The organism is Pseudomonas sp. 22189, assembly GCF_052045635.1.
GTDB classification, from domain to species: domain Bacteria; phylum Pseudomonadota; class Gammaproteobacteria; order Pseudomonadales; family Pseudomonadaceae; genus Aquipseudomonas; species Aquipseudomonas parakoreensis.
Genome location: NZ_JBQEPG010000051.1, coordinates 1 through 16934 on the forward strand (window position 1 = coordinate 1; position 16934 = coordinate 16934).

The following is a 16934-nucleotide window of genomic DNA, read 5'->3' on the forward strand; positions in this document are numbered from 1 at the left end:
AATGCATATCAAATGTGGGAGCGAGCCTGCTCGCGAAGACGGCATCAATGACGCCGCCGCACTAAAAGTTTAATTCCAGGGCTTGGGCTCACCAAACAGCTGCCCCTGCACCCCATACAAACCCATCTCGCGAATCACCGACAATTCCCCTTCGGTCTCGACGCGCTCGGCAATCAGCGGCAGATCAATGCTGTGCGCCGCCCGCTGGATGGCTTCGATGAACAGACGCTTGTCACTTTCCTGATCGATCGCACGAATATAGCTGCCATCGATCTTCAGATACGCCAGCCCCAGCCTCGCCAGGTTGCCGATCATGCTGAAGCGTCCACCAAAGCGCTGCAGGCTCAAGGAGAAACCGAGCTCACGCAAACGCCGGGTCAACTGCTCCAGCACCGCCTGCTCCGGCAGTTGCTCCTCACCGATCTCCAGCGTCAGACGCTCGCCGAGGTCGGAGTGCGCGCGCAGAATCTCGAACACTTTGTTCAATGCCTGTGGATCGGCCAGGGTTGCCGAGGACAGGTTCAGCGCCAGCGAATCCTCGTGCCCTTTCATCTGCTCCAGAACGCGTTCGAGCATCAAGCGGTCAAGTCGTGCGGTCCAGCCGAAACGCTCGAGCCACGGCAGGAAACGTCCGGCGGGAATGGTCTGGCCCTGCTCATCCAGCAAGCGCGAGAGCACTTTGTAATGCAGCACCAGTTGCGTGTCCTGCGCAGCCACCACCGGTTGGAAATACAACTCGAAGCGCTGCTGATTCAGCGCCTGATCAAGCAATCGATGCCAGGCGTGGTGATCGTCGCCAACCTCGGCCACCAGGCTCTGATCGATGCACGCCCAGTTCTGCTCGCCCTGCCCTTCGGCCTGCGCCAGCGCCTGATCACCCAGGGTCAGCACTGCTTGCGGTGAATCGCCGTGGGCAAACGGGGCGAGGCCGATGGAGGCCACGGCCGGCACATCAGTGGCGCCGGTGGCGTGCAGGCTGCTCAGCGCACTGTCGAGGTTTTGCGCCAGTTGCAGCGCCTCTTCACGCACCAGCCCCGGCGCCAGCACGGCGAATTCACCGCCGCGAATCCGGGTGATGAGGTTCTGGGTTTCCGGGTATTTGGCGCATTCGCGGGACAACTGCTCGCCGACGGCTTTCAACAATTCATCCGTGCGCTGACCGCCCAGGCGCTGGTTGAGCCCGGCCAGATCCTTGACCCGCAACAGCAGCAGGTAACCGGAACTGGCCTGCTCCGGGTTGCTCACGCGGTTGTGCAGTTGCATCTCGAAATAGCGCCGGTTGGCCAGCCCCGTGAGGGTGTCCTGATAAGACTCGGCGCGCAGTTTTTCGCTGCGCTCGGCCTGTTCCTGGAACAACGCCTTGAGCTTCTCGACCATCTGGTTCATCGCCTGCACCACGCGCCGCAGTTCCGGGGTGCGCGGTAGCTCCGGCAGGCTGAGGAACTCGCGACGGGCGATGGCGTGGGACTGTTTGACCATGTAATCCAGCGGGCGCAATTGCCGGCGCAGCAGCAACGCACCGAGCACCGCACTGACCGCGCCGCACAGCAACAGCCAGCCGAGGCTGCCCAACGCGCTCTGCCACAGCTTGGCCACGGCAAACATCGGGTGGCTGACCACCTCGACCCGCGCGGCCTGCTCCCAGCCACGGCTGACCAAGGCATCGCCACCGGCCGGTTCCAGGCCGATCAGTTTGACGAACCAGTCAGGCACATTGCTCACCGCCGGAATCCCGCTGCGCTCGACGATGGTCTGGTCGGTCTTGAGGTCGACCACACGGATGCTCGCGTAATAGCCGCTGTCGAAAATCGAGCTGACCAGCAGCTCGACCATCGCCGGATCGTCGATATTCGGCGTCAGCGACAACGCCAGCGCCGTGGCGGCATCCTGGGCATGGGAGCGCAGCTGGTTGACGTACTGGGTGCGCGAGCTCTCCAGACTGACCATGAAGCTGCCGGTGAAGGCGACCACCAGGAACAGACAGATAGCGATCAACAGCTGTTTGAACAAAGACATCTGAGCGCGTGCTCCTAGTTAGTCGTTTCGACCGGAAAACCTTCGGCCTGCATTTTCTTCAGCACATCCTGCCAGCGCGACAGGCGTTTGGTGTCACCGACCTTTTTGTTGCCCTTGGCTCCCGGCAGGTACAGACCTTCAGCATTGAAAGAGTAGACCGGCAGCAAATCGGTTCGCTGGGACGCAGGCTGAATAGGATCGATCAGGCTGTCGAGCACCAGCGGCATGGCATCGGGGGTGGCGTAGTAAGTCAGTACCATGTGCGCGCGATTCTGGCGCAGTGCCTTGACGTAGGTGATGCGCAGCTTGTCACTGGAAACCCCGAGATGGCGCAGGCTGAAATACTTGGCGATCGCGTAGTCTTCGCAATCACCGGCGCCTTTCCACAGCGCTTCGATCGGTGTCTCCCAATAATCGACCTGGCCCCACAGATCGATGTCCTCTACATAGCGCACCTGTTTGTTGAAAAACAGGTTCACGACTTTCAGCTTTTCCATCTCGCTGACTTGTTTCTGCGTGGCCAGCAGGTTCTGCCAGGCATCGATCCGCTGCTGCCCGGCGCCCAGCGGCCCGTACAGCGCCGTGGCTTTGCGGCTGATCGCGGAAAAATCCCAATCGGCATGCAGACCGCCCAGCATGACGCCGGCCAGCAGCAGTGCGCAGCCTAGCCAGCGCAAAGTCCGAGGGATCGCGAAACGTACCGCCACAGCTGGTTTCCAAGGGGGCAGGAAGGAAAGCGTTTGATGGTGAAGCTTAGCCCGGCAAAAAACAATCGCACCATGAGATCATCGCCAGCGCGCTAAACTTTACTCAGGACAGCAATCCTTTACGTGGTTTGACAACCTGTAGAGCAATCACTAGTGTCTTTGGATCCAAATTACGTCTTCATTCAGGGTGAGTAGTTGTGACACAGAAGCCCAAACCGCTGCACAGCATCAAAGTCGATGGGCCGATTCCTGCACATCTTGCCCGTTCGATCATCGAGGAGACGTTGCGCTCGGCGATCCTTGACGGTCGTTTACCGTGCGGCACTGCCCTGCGTCAGCAGGATCTGGCTGACCTGTTCGGGGTCAGCCGCATGCCGGTGCGCGAGGCTCTGCGTCAGCTGGAGGCTCAGGAGCTGCTGAGCGTCACGACCCACAAAGGCGCCGTGGTTGCCCCGCTGATTCAGGGCGACGCTACCGAAACCTACGAGTTGCGAATCCTGCTCGAATCCGAAGCCATGCGCCAGTCGGTTCCGCTGCTGACCAGCACCGATCACGCGCTTGCCGCCAGTTTTATCGAAGCACTTGAGACCCAGCACGACTACAGCGAAATCGGTCGGCTCAATCGCCTGTTCCACATGGCGTTGTACAGCAAGGCGCCGAATCAGCGGTTGCTGCGACTGGTCGAAGGCGGCCTGAATGAAGAAGAGCGCTTTCTGCGTTTCAACCTTGAAGCCATGGGCCTGGGCAAACTGTCCCAGGAAGATCACCGCGCGATGCTCCAGGCCGTAATCGAACGCGATGTCGAACTGTCGGTGAAGCTGCTCACACAACACCTCAACCGTGGCGTCGAGGTGATCACCCGTTACCTCGCCAGCCCTGCCGGACAACACCGCAAGGCCGTTCGCTGATCCCCTCCACGCCGGTTTCAGGCCCTTGCAGCTGACCGGCGAATAACCCGCTTACAAATCCTCTCTACGGTCTGCCGCAAACCCGGTGGCGGATTCGCCTGTTCGCTCTAACCTCCCAGCGCCCCCATAAGTCCGGTATTGCAGCTCGCCGCGGACGAATCGGTCATAGCCGTCCCGCCAATTTACCCGCACTCTTGAACAGCCAACCCATGAAGAACGGGGACGCACCGCACCGCCGGCGCAGTCCTCGCACCAGGAACCTACGGAAGGAGCCTTGCCACGGGATAAAAGGAAGTTACGGCGCCGTTCCCGGCCAACTTTCACCCCTATACATAACTTCAACCCTTGTATCGAAAAGTTGCTCTGAGTGAGGCATTCACTCTTGTCTTCAATTTTGGCCACTGTTCGCCGAAAGGAGCAACTACGCCCAAGTAAAACCTAATTAATAAGTTTTACCGGATCGTCTCATACTTAAAAAACAGCAAACTTAAAATAATTAAAAATAAACTTGTTAAGTTATTTGATGATGTATTAGCTTTTCCTCGCCGAGCAGGTTAAACCCCGCAAACACGGCACGGCTCCGCACTCAGCTGACAGCCTTGGCAAATAGTCGCCCAGGCATAGCCCAGAGCCTCCCATGCACTTCGCACACTTTCATTTATCTGAATGAGGCCAGCGCTCGCCACTATAAAAGTTCAAGAAACAGCCAGTCCGCGTTGACGCACCGAACGAGCAACTTTCTCTATTCCAATAACACCGAGGTTAGCCATGATGCCAACTAAAGAACAACTCGCCCTGATAAAAGCTCAATTGAGCGTTCATCCGATCTTTACTGAAATCGATTCGTTATCGGTACTGCGCCGGTTCATGGAATCCCACGTCTTCGCCGTCTGGGATTTCATGTCGCTGACCAAGCGTCTCCAACAAGAACTGACCTGCACCCGTCTGCCCTGGCTGCCGCCGCGTGATCCGCATGCTGCGCGGCTGATCAACGAGATCGTGCTCGGCGAAGAGTCCGACGACCGTCCCGCTCACGGCCATTACAGTCATTTCGAGCTGTATCTGGACGCCATGCGCGAAGTCGGTGCGAGCACCACGGCAGTCGAACGCTTTGTCGCGTTGCAACAGGAAGGCGTGAGTTACGACGTCGCCCTGCAAAGCGTGGAAGTGGATCCGGCAGCAGCAAAATTTGTTCGCGAGACGCTAAACACCGCGCTGCATGCGCCAGGCCACAGCGTCGCTGCCGCGTTCCTGCATGGTCGCGAGAGCGTCATCCCGACCATGTTCCAGCGCATCCTCGATGACTGGGGGATCGGTATCGAACAGGCGCCGACCTTTCGCTATTACCTGGAGCGCCACATCGAGGTCGATTCCGAAGATCACGGTCCGGCGGCGGAGCAACTGCTTGAGCGTCTGGTCGATGGCGATCCGCAACGCGAAGCCGAGGTCTACGCCAGCGCCATCGCGGCAGTGGAAAGCCGCATCGCCTTGTGGGACGGCCTGCGTCTGAGCATGCGCGAACCGTTGGCGGAGGTGGCCCAATGAACGCCGCCGATTACCAATCCTTCGCCGACGCCTGGGAAAGCCGCGCCACCATCCGCACCCGGCCACGGCGCGTACTGGAAGACGATGAGCGCCTGATCTATCCGTTGAGCCGCCAGCCCTTGGTACTCAGCGAAACCTTCCTGCGCGAGTGCCCGCAACAACGGGATTTTGCCCTGGTGCAGACGCTGTACAAGTTCATCAACGACGTGGTGATTTTCGAGACCGAGATCGTCGACAAGACCGCGCGCAGTATCGCCAAGAATCGCTTTGCCGTGGCCTTCCCGTTCGCCTGTCGCTACGACGCCATGACCGTGGTGGTGGACGAGGATTACCACGCGCTGGTGGCGATGGACTTCATGCAGCAGACCGTGGCGATGACCGGCATCGAGCCGATCGAACTGCCCACTGAAATCGAACTGAGCCGGGCAATTCCTGCCGCCGTGGCACTGGCGCCCGAGCACCTGCGCAGCGCAGTGGAACTGATCTGCGTGGCCATCGCCGAAAACACCGTAACCGGCGATGTCGCAGCGTTTGCCCGGGACGATACGGTCAAGCCGTCGATCAAAGGCCTGATGGCCGATCACTTGCTCGATGAGGGCCGGCACTCCAGTTTCTGGGCGCGCATGGTGCGCATCTATTGGCACACCACCAGTGACGCAGACCGGGAAACCATCGCGCAGATCCTGCCGGTGTTCATCGGCCATTACCTGACCAACGACATTCAGAAGTCCTTCGATCTGCGCCTGATCGACGCCTTGCCGGTCAGCGATGCCGTGCGCCGTTCCCTCAGTGACGAGATGACCGGGCTGGCCTTCCCGATCAATCGCCACCATCCGCTGGTGGGCAACATCGTGCGTTTTTTCCACAGCAGCTCGCTGCTCGACACGCCCTGCGTGCAGCACGCCCTGCGCGACTATCTGGTTTGATGAGGAGGCTGACATGAGACGTCTCGACATTTTGCTGATTGGCGCCAGCCAGGCCATGACCGACCTGGCGCAGGAACTCGAACAACACGGTCACACCTTGCTGCGCAGCGGCGCGGCGCAATCGCCGGTGGATCTGATCATCGACGATGGCTTCATCGGCGCCGGCGATTTCTGCGCCATCCCGCACTTGCATCTGCGCCTGGGTATCGCTGCGCAAAGCCTTGGCGGTTTACCAACGCTCGACCTGCTGTGCTTCCTTGGTTCGTCTCTGATCTGCCGAGTGCCGATTGGCGATGAGCCGTCCGGCAACGGTCAGGCTCTGCGCCAGCGGGTGCTGACGCAGGTGGTCGACGAAGTTGCGCTGCTGGTCAGCCGTTTCTCCCGCGATGCCGAGTATTTCCAGCAGGTGATGCCCGCCACGGCAGCGGATTTCGAACAGGTGGAAGACCTGCGGTTTCTCGACAGCCTGGCCTACGTCCATCGCCTTAACGACACGGCCAACCCGATGCTGCTCAAGCAGGCGCAGATCCCGTTGATCGAACGCCTGCAACGCAGCCTGATCGAACACGCCGAGCGACCGGCGCTGCACCTGGCCGAGCAGTCGCTCAGCTATCGCCAGTTACACGCCCACAGCTGTGCGATCCAGCAACGCCTGCTGCCATTGCTCGAGCAACATCCGCAGCCGTGGATCGTAGGTATCTGTCAGCCGAAAAGCCCGGCGCTGTTTGCCTCGATTCTGGCGGTGCTCGGCAGTGGCGCGGTGTACCTGCCGCTGGAGCCGAGCCATCCGTTGCAGCGCCAGCAATACATCCTGCAGAACGCCGGCGCGGTTTTGTTGCTGCACGACGGCGAGCACCCGCTGAGTGAGTCAATGCCCGGTCTGGATGTCAGCTGTATCGACAGCGCGGATGCGGATCCCAGCCAACCGTTGATGCGTCAGCGGCCGACGCTTGAAGCGCCGTGCATGGCGCTCTATACCTCGGGCACCACCGGGCATCCGAAGGGCGTGCTGCTGAGCCAGGCGAACCTCGCGCACTTCACCGCGTGGTACGCCGATTACGTGCAGTTGCGCGCTGAAAGTCGGGTCTTGCAGTTCTCTTCGCTGAGCTTCGATTCTTCGCTGATCGATATCTTCCCGAGCCTGCTGCAAGGCGCCGAACTGGTGGTGCCGGATGACACCCAGCGCCGCGATCCGCTGCAACTGGTGGCGCTGATCCGCCGCCGGCAACTGACCCACGCGTTTCTGCCGCCGGCGCTGCTGAGCATCCTGCCGCTGGAGCAACTGCAAGGCGTCGAGGTCATGACCGGCGGCGACGTCTGCGAGCCCTTCGTCATCGAGCAACTGACCCGTCAGGGCAAGTTGCATAACCTCTACGGCCCCACCGAAGCCACGGTGCTGATCACCGCCCGGCAACTGCAACCGGGTGACAGCAACCGCACCCTCGGCGCGCCGATCGCCAACAGTCAGGTGCTGATTCTCGATGACGACTTGCAACCGGTGCCGGAGAACACCGTCGGCGAATTGTTCATCGTCGGCCCCGGCGTTTGCCTCGGTTATCTGAACAACCCGCAGCAGACCGCCGAGCGCTACCTGACCCTGCAACTGCCGCACGGCCAAACGTTGCGCGCGTACCGCAGCGGCGACATGGCCAAATGGGGCGAGCACGGTATCGAGCTGTGCGGACGGCGCGACAATCAGGTGAAGATCCGTGGTTTCCGGGTCGAGCCGGAAGAGATCGAACGCTGCCTGCGCGAGAGCCAGTTGTACCGTCAGGTGGCGGTGGTGATCGACAGTCAGCGGCGGATTCTGGCGTTCCTTGCGCAGCCGCAGTCGGACGCTGCACGCGATCTATTGAAGGCGCATGCCCAGCAGTTTTTGCCGGACTACATGCAACCGGTGGCGTGGACTGAACTGCCGCACATGCCATTCGCCAGCAACGGCAAGGTCGACCGCAAGGCGTTGCTGGAACTGCCGGTGAGCGTGCAGGACAGCGGCCCGAAATGCCTGCCGGCAAATGCCGACGAAGCGCTGCTGCTGGAGATCTGGGCGGAACTGCTGGAGCTGCCCACCAGCGATATTTCCACCGACGAAAGTTTCTTCAACCTCGGTGGGCATTCGATCCTGCTGTCGCGCATGTTGCTGCGTTTGCGTGAGGAATTCGGGCGCAGCATCTCGATCAACCGCTTCATCGAATTGCCGACCATCATCAAGCTCGCAACGCTGGTGCGCGGGACCGATGACAGCGCGGTGCTCAGCGCCCAGGCCATGGCCGACGCCGAACGCCCGCTGAACATCGAGCCGTTGCCGATCAGTCGCCTGGGCGATGTGCACAAGGTGATCGTCACCGGCGCCAACAGCTTTGTCGGCGTACACATTGTCGAAGCGCTGCTCGGCTGGGGCGCCAGCGAGGTGGCGTGTCTGGTGCGTGACGGTGGCGGACAAACGGCGGCGCAGCGCTTTGCCCAGGCGTTGCGCGAGAACCGTCTGGAGCATCTGGACCTGAGCCGGGTGCGGATCTACTCGGCAGACATCACCCGTCCGCAACTGGGCTTGGCCGACGCCGATTATCAGCGCCTGGATCGCGAGTTCGGCGCACTGGTGCACAACGCCGCCAACGTCAACCATGTGCTCGATTACGAGTCGCTGGCCGCGGATAACGTCGAGCCGATTTTCGAGCTGCTGCGCCTGTGTGAAGGGCGCAGCAAAAAGGTCTTCAACTTTGTCTCGACGCTGTCCGCTTCCAGCACCGTCGATGACGAAGGCCGCGTGCTCGAATTGCCCGCCGCACCGACCCCGCCGATCTACATCCGCAATGGCTACAACCTGTCGAAGTGGGTCGGCGAGCGCATCCTTGAACGGGCGCGCGAGCGTGGGGTGTGGGTCAACCTGTATCGCCCCGGCAACATCAGTTTCAACAGCCTGAGCGGCGTCTGCCAACCGCACAAGAACCGTTTGATGCTGATGCTCAAGGGCTCGATCCAACTCGGTCAGGTGCCGGCCTTCGCACTGAATTTCGACCTGATGCCGGTGGACTTTCTCGCCCGTTTCATCGCCTTCCACGCCAGCCGTTATTCGACCGAGCGAGCGGTGTTCAACCTGCACAACCCCGAGCCACTGAGTTGGGATGCCTACGTCGCTTCGTTCCGCGAAACCGGCAGCGAATTTTCGCTGGTCAGTGTCGCCGACTGGCAACAGCAACTGGGCCGGGTCGACGCCGACAACGCGCTGTTCGGCGTGCTCGGTTTCTACCTCAACGGCTTCGAGGAAGACATCGGCGACATCTCCCTGATCGGCCACGCCAACGCCCACGCCGGGGTGCAACAAATGGGCGCGCAGTACCCGGAAAAATCCCCGGCGCTGCTGCGTCGCGGCTGCGATTACCTGAAACAGATCAACTTCATCTAGTTCATCAAAAAGGAGCAACACCATGAGCAATCTGCAACCCGACACCTTGATCAAAAACCCGCACGGCTGCCACGTTGTTTCGTCGGTGGAAGTGCCGGCGGACGCGGCGCAAGTTTGGGCGGTGGTCGGCAATTTCGCCGGTTTCGACCGGTTTATTCCGGCGTTGTCGCACATCGAAATGACCGGTGAAGGCGTGTCCTCGCTGCGCAAGAAGTTCTTCAAGGACGGCAACGTGGTGGTCGAGCAACTCAACTCCCGCGATGAGCAGGCGCGCGCCATGACCTGGACCACGATCTACAACACGCTGGGTGTGGCCAATCTGTGGGCGGCGATGAACGTGGAATCTTTGGGGGTGGGCAAGTCGCGGGCGACCTGGACGATTATTGCCGAGCCGGCCAGCGGTGGTGCCGAGGCGCTGCCGGGGTTCAAGGATTTCGTGCAGGGGTTTGCCGATGATGCGATGGGGAATGTGCTGAAGCTGTTTGTCTAAGGCTTTGGCTTTGCGGTGATTGTCAGACCGCTTTCGCGAGCAGGCTCGCTCCCACATTTTGATCGCATTCCTTCTGTAGGAACGCGGTCAATTTGTGGGAGCGAGCCTGCTCGCGAAGAACGATAACGCGGTCTCGAATCTGACAATCAGATCTTGAAGCTGTCGACCAACTGCTTCAACCGATTCGCCTGCTGCGACAACGCATCACAATCCTTCAACGTTTCATTGAGGTTGGCGACGCTCTGCTGGTTCAGCAGGTTGATCTGATTGACGTCGACGTTGAGGGTTTCCACCACCGCCGTCTGCTCTTCCGTCGCGGCAGCCACCGACTGGTTCATGCCGTCGATTTCGCCGATGCGCTGGGTCACGCTGACCAGGCGCAGGCCCGCCTGATTGGCCACTTCCACGCTCTCTTCGCTGGACGCCTGACTGGCGTTCATGGTGGTCACCGCTTCACGGGAACCGACCTGCAACGAAGTGATCATCTTGTGGATCTCTTCCGCCGATTCCTGGGTGCGATGCGCGAGGTTACGCACTTCGTCCGCCACCACCGCAAAACCACGTCCGGCTTCACCGGCACGGGCCGCTTCGATGGCCGCGTTGAGCGCCAGCAGGTTGGTCTGCTGCGAGATGCCTTTGATCACATCGAGGATGTGGCCAATGTTGTCGGTGCTGGCATTGAGGGTTTCGATCTGGGTGCACGACAGGCTGATCTTCTGCGACAGCTCGGTCATCGCCTGAATCGTCTGTTCGACCACCTGACGACCGTCATCGGCCTGCTCGCTCGCGCCGCTGGCGTGTTGCGAAGCGTCGGCGGCGTTGCGGGCGATTTCCTGAGTCGCGGCGCCCAACTGGTTGATCGCGGCGGCCACGCTGTTGGTGCGGGCGCTTTGTTCGTCGGAACCGATGATCGAAGCGTTGGACGAGGCCATCACCCGTTGCGACAGGTCGTGTACATGACGGGTGGCCGACGACACTTCGGAGATCGACGCATGAATGCGCTCGACGAACTGGTTGAACGAACTGCCCAGTTCAGCGAACTCATCCTTGCCTTGCACGACCAGACGACGAGTCAGGTCGCCTTCGCCCTGGGCGATGTCCTGCATCGCACGACCCATGGTGGTCAGCGGACGCATCAGAACGTTGATCAGCAGGCTCAGCAGCAGCGCAATCGCAGCGACCGCGACGAACATCGCGATCAACGCCGAAGTGCGGAACTGGCTGAGCGCGGCATAGGCCTTGTCACGATCGATCGACAGGCCGATGTACCAGTCGGCATTCGGCAAGCCGCTGACCGGGGTGAACGACAGGATGCGCTCCTGGCCGTTGAGTACCACGTTCTGGTTGCCCTTCTCGATGCGCACGCCGGCGTTCGGGTAGATGTCCTTGAGGTTCTTCATCACCTGGTCTTTGTCCGGGCTGACGATTACCTGACCGTCACCGCTGACCAGGAATGCGTGACCGAGGCCACCGAAGTCCACCGAATTGATGATCTTCACCAGGGTTTCCAGGCTCAGGTCACCGCCGACCACACCCAGCAATTCGCCATTGTTTTTTACCGGCATGGCGATGGTCACCACCAGACCACCGACCGCCGCCATGTACGGCGGCGTCAGCATGGTTTTGTCGGCAGCGACGGCTTGCTTGTACCAAGGGCGCTGACGCGGGTCGTAGCCGTCCGGCATCTTCGCGTCAGGGCGCTGGGTGAACACACCGTTGGCTTGACCGACGTAGGTGAACTGGAAGTTCGAGGTGAAGGCCGGTTGATCGACCAGCCCCGGGAAGTCGGCGTTCTTGCCCTGATGGGCAACGTTTTGCGCGAGGTTTTCCAGCACCAGAATTCGCCCGCTCATCCAGTTCTGCACGCTGCTGGCGGTCAGATCGCCGGCCTGCTGCACGGACGACTGGAGGTTCTGGCGAATGGTGTTGCGCTGCAGGTAGTCGTTGTAGAGGGTGAACAAAGCGAAAGCCAGGACCACGACGCCCGAGGCGGCCAACAGGATTTTATGGCTGAACTTGAGATTCATTTCATGGGACTTCTTATGCAAAAGTGGGGATGCGTTCCGGGATGCAACATTCCATGTACAGCGCAGGCGGCGTTCTGACGGCCGCTCTACTTTGGTGCACGCATGTCTCACCAGTCTGTCGGCACGCTTCGGAGAAAACTTAGCGCTTTGCAGGAAATGCACGGCATTTCTGCCAGATTCCCGCCGAACGGCGTGCCAGAGCGTTCGTCTGTCATTTTTTGATGACTGTTTTGCAGCGCCGGTTGCAAATTCTGTAGCCCTTGATGACAATGCGACTAATTATCATTTGTGACGTTCGGGCTGTTGCGTTCATGTCCTCACCTGAGTTTGCAGTGCAGGCGCTTTACAGGAGTCATCACGGCTGGCTCAACGCCTGGCTGCGAGCGCGACTGGGCAATGCCGCGGATGCGGCGGATCTGGCCCAGGACACCTTCGTCCGTCTGCTGCAGCGCAGCGAACGCCTGGAACTGAAAGCACCTCGCGCATTTTTAAGCACCATCGCCCGTGGCCTGGTGATCGACCTCTGGCGTCGTGAAGAAATCGAACGCGCCTATCTCGAAACCATCGCCCACTTGCCCGAAGCCGAAGCCCCAAGCGCCGAAACCCGCGCGCTGGTAATCGAGTTGCTCGAGAGCATCGCGCGCATGCTTGAAGGCCTGCGACCGAAAGTGCGTCAGGCGTTTCTGCTGGCGCAGTGCGAAGGTTTGACCCACAAGCAGATTGCCGCGCAGATGGGTTTGTCACTGCGCTCAGTCGAACGTTACGTCGCCGCTGCGCTGTATCACTGTTACGTGTTGCGGTATGCAAGTTGATGCCTGTGGATAACAACTCAGTCGGGCGTCGCGCCGAGCCGCCGCAACAGGTGGTCAAGCAAGCCATTTACTGGTTCCTGCGGCTGCGCAACAACCATGGCAATGCGCGTCTGAGTCATCAGTGCGACGCGTGGCGCGCCGAACATCATGAACATGAACTGGCCTGGCAGCGCGTGCAGTCGCTGCAGGCTGAACTGAGCCATAACCTGCGCGCCGTGCCCGGTGCCCAAGTGGCGTTCCATACGCTGGAAAACAGTGCGCAAGGGCTCGGACGGCGACAAGCCTTGAAGCTGCTGTCTGGCGCGGTGCTGATGGGCTCCGCGGCATGGCTGGCCAAGGACACCTCCGTGTGGCAGCAGTGGCGCGCTGATTACGCTACGGCGACCGGCGAGCGTCGCGGGTTCCAGTTGCCCGACGGCACGCGGATCGAGCTGAACACTGCCAGCGCAGTGGATCTGGATTACACCGCGCAGCAGCGGCTGATCAAACTCACTCGCGGCGAAATCATCGTCACATGCGGCGGTAACGATGAAGGCGCGGCGTTCAATCGGGCGCTTCGCGTAAAAAGTCGTCACGGCGTTTATGAGCCGACCCACGCCCGCTTCATCCTGCGTCAGGACAGTGATTGCACGCGTCTGAGCGTCACCCACGGCCGTGTGACCATTCATAGCGCTGGCACCTCGGTCGAGGCACTCGCCGGGCAGACCTACCTGATCGATCACCACCAGGTACGCCCGGCGCCGCCACCAAATATGGACGCGGGCGCGTGGGTCGACGGTCTGATCGTCACTCGCAATATGCGCCTGGGCGACTTTCTCAACGAGGTCGGACGTTATCGTCCAGGTTTCGTGACGTGCGCGCCGGCGGTGGCAGATTTGCGCCTGTCCGGCGTATTCCGCCTGGAGGACACCGACAAGCTGTTGACCATTTTGCCGCAGACGTTGCCGGTGCAATTGCGCTACCGCACCCGGTGGTGGGTAATGATTGAGGCAGTGGCCTGAAATTATTTTGGCGGTTTTTTGCGGCAAATCCGGCTTGGTCAGTAAGCACTTCCATTCCGCTTTAGCGACTTGCCACGGAAACCGACAATGACTGTCCGCATCACCTCTCTGCATTTCACTGCCGAATCAGGCCTGTTACGCCACGCCGTTCGCGCCGCCCTGCTCTCCACTGTTCTAGGCACCGGAGTGTTGCCTGCCCTGAGCCTCGCCGCCAATGCCAGTGAAGCGAGCAGCCATCGCTACAACATTGGCGCCGGCCCGTTGGACGACGCGCTGAACCGGTTTGCGCGCGAGGCGGGTATCACTTTGTCGATGACACCCCAGCAAACGCAGGGGCGGCAGTCGCCGGGCGTGCAGGGCGAATATTCAACCGATCAGGCGTTGAGCCATTTGCTGAGTGGCTCGGGGCTGGAAGCGGTCAGCCAGGATGGCAGCAGCTATATTCTGCACTCGGTCAGCGACAGCGATGCACTGGCGCTGCCGGCCACTGATATCAAAGGCTTCGCTCTCGGTAACGCGCTAGGCAGCATGGAGGGCTACAACGCCACCCACAGCCAGATCGCCACCAAGACCAGTACCGCGCTGCTGGAAACTTCGCAAAGCGTATCGGTGGTGACTCGCGAGCAAATGGACGACCAAGGCTCGCAGACCGTCTCCCAGACGATGCGTTATACCCCCGGCGTGCTGACCAACCCTTACGGCGCGACGCATCGCTACGATTACGTGGCGATGCGCGGTTTCAACGACGGTTCGGTGGACAACATCTATCTCGACGGCCTCAAGTCGATGGGTGACAGCGGCACCTACAGCACCATGCAGGTCGATCCGTATTTCCTTGAACGCGTGGATATTCTCAAAGGCCCATCGTCCGTGTTGTACGGTCGCAGTTCGCCCGGTGGACTGGTGGCGCTGACCAGCAAAAAACCGTTGTACGAGGCCTATCATCAGGTTCAGGCCACGGTCGGTACCCAAGGTCAGCGCGGGGTCGGGTTTGACTTCAGCGGCCCAGTCGATGACGACAAGCGCATTGCCTATCGTCTGACCGGTTTGACGGATCAATCCGACACGCAATTCGACCACAACAAGGAAAAACGCTTCGCTCTCGCCCCGACCCTGAGCATCGATTTCACTGAAGACACTTCGCTGACGCTGCAGGCGTATCTGCAGCACGATCCGGATGGCGGCTACCACGGTGGCGTTCCGGCGGATGGCACGATTCATCAGCGCAACGGCAACCGCATCTCGCCGCACTTCTTCGAGGGCGAGCCGGGAGTTGATGGGTATTCGCGGGATCAGCAGTCTTTTGGCTATCAGTTCGAACATCGCTTCAACGATGTCTTCACGGCGCGGCAGAATTTCCGTTACCTCGACTCCAAAGTGAACATGGATCAGGTCTACGCCTATGGCTGGACGACGCCAACCAGCAACGAACTGAACCGCTATTACACCGGCGGCGATGAGCGTCTGCATGCGTTCATCGTCGACAACATGCTGCAGGCCGAATTCTTCACCGGTGCCACCAAGCACACCGTGTTGATGGGCGCAGATTATCAACGGCGCAAAACCGTGGTCGACTGGACCAGCGGCGGCCTGGCGCCGATCAATGCCTTCGATCCGGTCTACGGCAATTCGGCGATCGACATGTACGGCGAGACCAGTTATCTGCGCCGCCTGGAACAAACCGGCGTATACCTGCAAGACCTGATCGAGATAGACCAGTGGCGCTTCTCACTCGGACTGCGTCAGGACTGGGTCGAGACTTCCGATGAGAACCGTATCGCCGAAGCGGGACGGCCAGTGGGCACCGAAATCAACGACCGCCGCACCAAACTGACCGGCCGCGCTGGCGCCTTGTATCTGTTCGAAAACGGCTTGGCGCCGTACATCAGCTATTCCGAGTCGTTTAACCCGAACTCATATGCCGACAGCGCCGGCAATCCGCTGCCGCCAACCGACGGAACGCAATGGGAAGTCGGCCTGAAGTACCAGCCGCCGGGCACCGACAATCTGTTCACCGCCTCGCTGTTCCATATCGATCAGGAGAACCTGGCGACCAAGCTGCCCCAGGAAAATTTCTACCGTGCTGTCGGCGCCGTGCGTTCGCAAGGTCTGGAACTGGAAGCGCACATGCAGGTGACCGACAACCTGAAAGTGCTCGGTAGCTATACCTTCACCGATATCGAGTATTCGAAGTCGATGGTCAGTACCCTGAGCACGCCGACCGACGTGATCGAAAACAAAGGCAACTCGCCGACTCAGGCTCCGCGGCACATGGCATCGTTGTGGGCCGACTACAAGTTTGATAGCGCGGCACTGGATGGCCTGCGTTTGGGCGGTGGTGTGCGTTATGTCGGTTACAGCTGGGCGGATGCGGAAAATACACTGAAGGTACCGTCTTACACGTTGTTCGACGCATCGATCGGTTATGACCTGGGCAAGGTCGGCTTGAAGGGCGTCGACGTTCGATTGAATGCTAACAACCTGACCAACGAGTCTTACGTGGCCTCCTGCGCCAGTCTGAGCTTCTGCTACATGGGCGAAGAGCGCAACATCGCGGCCACAGTCAGCTACCAGTTCTGAACCTTAGCCTTGTGCATAAAAAAGCCAGCCCCTGATCATTCAGGGGCTGGCTTTTTCGATTTTAAGGGCGCCGTTCAAACGGCCTCAGCTGAGGCGGTGCGATTACTCCATGACAAACCGTTCCGGAAGGTTGCGTGGAAGATCAATACAGCTCGCAAAGCGGCATGAATTTTGAATTCCCTGAAACGACAAAACCCCTGTCTGCGTTAGCAGACAGGGGTTTTGGAATTTAATCTTGACGATGACCTACTCTCACATGGGGAAACCCCACACTACCATCGGCGATGCATCGTTTCACTTCTGAGTTCGGGATGGGATCAGGTGGTTCCAACGCTCTATGGTCGTCAAGAAATTCTGTATCTGGCCCGTCAACACGGTAACGTGCCAGCAAAATCGGTGACTTCTACTAAAACAAAACCCCAACTGCTTTCGCAATTGGGGTTTCGGAATTTAATCTTGACGATGACCTACTCTCACATGGGGAAACCCCACACTACCATCGGCGATGCATCGTTT

General features: G+C 60.0%; 11 protein-coding genes and 1 rRNA gene. 8 read left to right on the forward strand and 4 right to left on the reverse strand.

Annotated elements, in window-relative coordinates:
- Window positions 1–69: 69 nt before the first annotated feature.
- Window positions 70–2016: a cyclic di-GMP receptor LapD gene (gene lapD, locus ACTJKS_RS27575; RefSeq protein WP_108181297.1), complete on the reverse strand. Its 1947-nt coding sequence runs from the start codon at window positions 2014–2016 to the stop codon at window positions 70–72.
- A gap of 14 nt (window positions 2017–2030) precedes the next feature.
- A complete protein-coding gene (lapG, locus tag ACTJKS_RS27580; RefSeq protein WP_007962016.1) occupies window positions 2031–2723 on the reverse strand; it encodes a cysteine protease LapG in 693 nt (230 codons plus the stop codon).
- A gap of 197 nt (window positions 2724–2920) precedes the next feature.
- Between lapG and ACTJKS_RS27585 the strand changes: the two genes are divergently transcribed.
- The 5 genes from ACTJKS_RS27585 (at window position 2921) to ACTJKS_RS27605 (ending at window position 9998) form a co-directional block, all read left to right on the forward strand.
- Window positions 2921–3631 (forward strand): GntR family transcriptional regulator, encoded by a 711-nt coding sequence (locus ACTJKS_RS27585; protein ID WP_108181296.1) that lies wholly within the window; start codon window positions 2921–2923, stop codon window positions 3629–3631.
- A gap of 768 nt (window positions 3632–4399) precedes the next feature.
- Window positions 4400–5176, forward strand: a complete 777-nt coding sequence (locus tag ACTJKS_RS27590) for a DUF3050 domain-containing protein (protein ID WP_041070902.1) — start codon at window positions 4400–4402, stop codon at window positions 5174–5176.
- The gene (locus tag ACTJKS_RS27595) at window positions 5173–6102 is read left to right on the forward strand and encodes a diiron oxygenase (RefSeq protein ID WP_041070899.1); all 930 of its coding nucleotides are present in this window, start codon (window positions 5173–5175) and stop codon (window positions 6100–6102) included. Before ACTJKS_RS27590 ends, ACTJKS_RS27595 begins: the two co-directional genes overlap by 4 nt.
- 13 nt (window positions 6103–6115) lie before the next feature.
- A complete protein-coding gene (locus ACTJKS_RS27600; RefSeq protein ID WP_108181294.1) occupies window positions 6116–9508 on the forward strand; it encodes an amino acid adenylation domain-containing protein in 3393 nt (1130 codons plus the stop codon).
- A gap of 22 nt (window positions 9509–9530) precedes the next feature.
- Window positions 9531–9998 (forward strand): SRPBCC family protein, encoded by a 468-nt coding sequence (locus ACTJKS_RS27605; protein ID WP_108181293.1) that lies wholly within the window; start codon window positions 9531–9533, stop codon window positions 9996–9998.
- 146 nt (window positions 9999–10144) lie between these two features.
- On the opposite strand, the gene ACTJKS_RS27610 is transcribed toward ACTJKS_RS27605, so the two are convergent.
- Window positions 10145–12025, reverse strand: a complete 1881-nt coding sequence (locus tag ACTJKS_RS27610; protein ID WP_108181292.1) for a methyl-accepting chemotaxis protein — start codon at window positions 12023–12025, stop codon at window positions 10145–10147.
- 311 nt (window positions 12026–12336) lie between these two features.
- Here ACTJKS_RS27610 and ACTJKS_RS27615 point away from each other — a divergent pair, with 311 nt between their 5' ends.
- From ACTJKS_RS27615 to ACTJKS_RS27625, 3 genes are all read left to right on the forward strand, one after another.
- Window positions 12337–12837, forward strand: a complete 501-nt coding sequence (locus ACTJKS_RS27615; protein ID WP_086795007.1) for a sigma-70 family RNA polymerase sigma factor — start codon at window positions 12337–12339, stop codon at window positions 12835–12837.
- A complete protein-coding gene (locus tag ACTJKS_RS27620) occupies window positions 12837–13838 on the forward strand; it encodes a FecR domain-containing protein (RefSeq protein ID WP_108181291.1) in 1002 nt (333 codons plus the stop codon). Before ACTJKS_RS27615 ends, ACTJKS_RS27620 begins: the two co-directional genes overlap by 1 nt.
- An 87-nt stretch (window positions 13839–13925) precedes the next feature.
- Complete coding sequence (locus ACTJKS_RS27625; RefSeq protein ID WP_108181290.1) at window positions 13926–16418, forward strand: TonB-dependent siderophore receptor; 2493 nt, start codon at window positions 13926–13928, stop codon at window positions 16416–16418.
- A gap of 233 nt (window positions 16419–16651) precedes the next feature.
- Here ACTJKS_RS27625 and rrf read toward each other — a convergent pair.
- Window positions 16652–16767 (reverse strand): 5S ribosomal RNA (gene rrf, locus ACTJKS_RS27630).
- Between the last annotated feature and the right edge of the window lie 167 nt (window positions 16768–16934).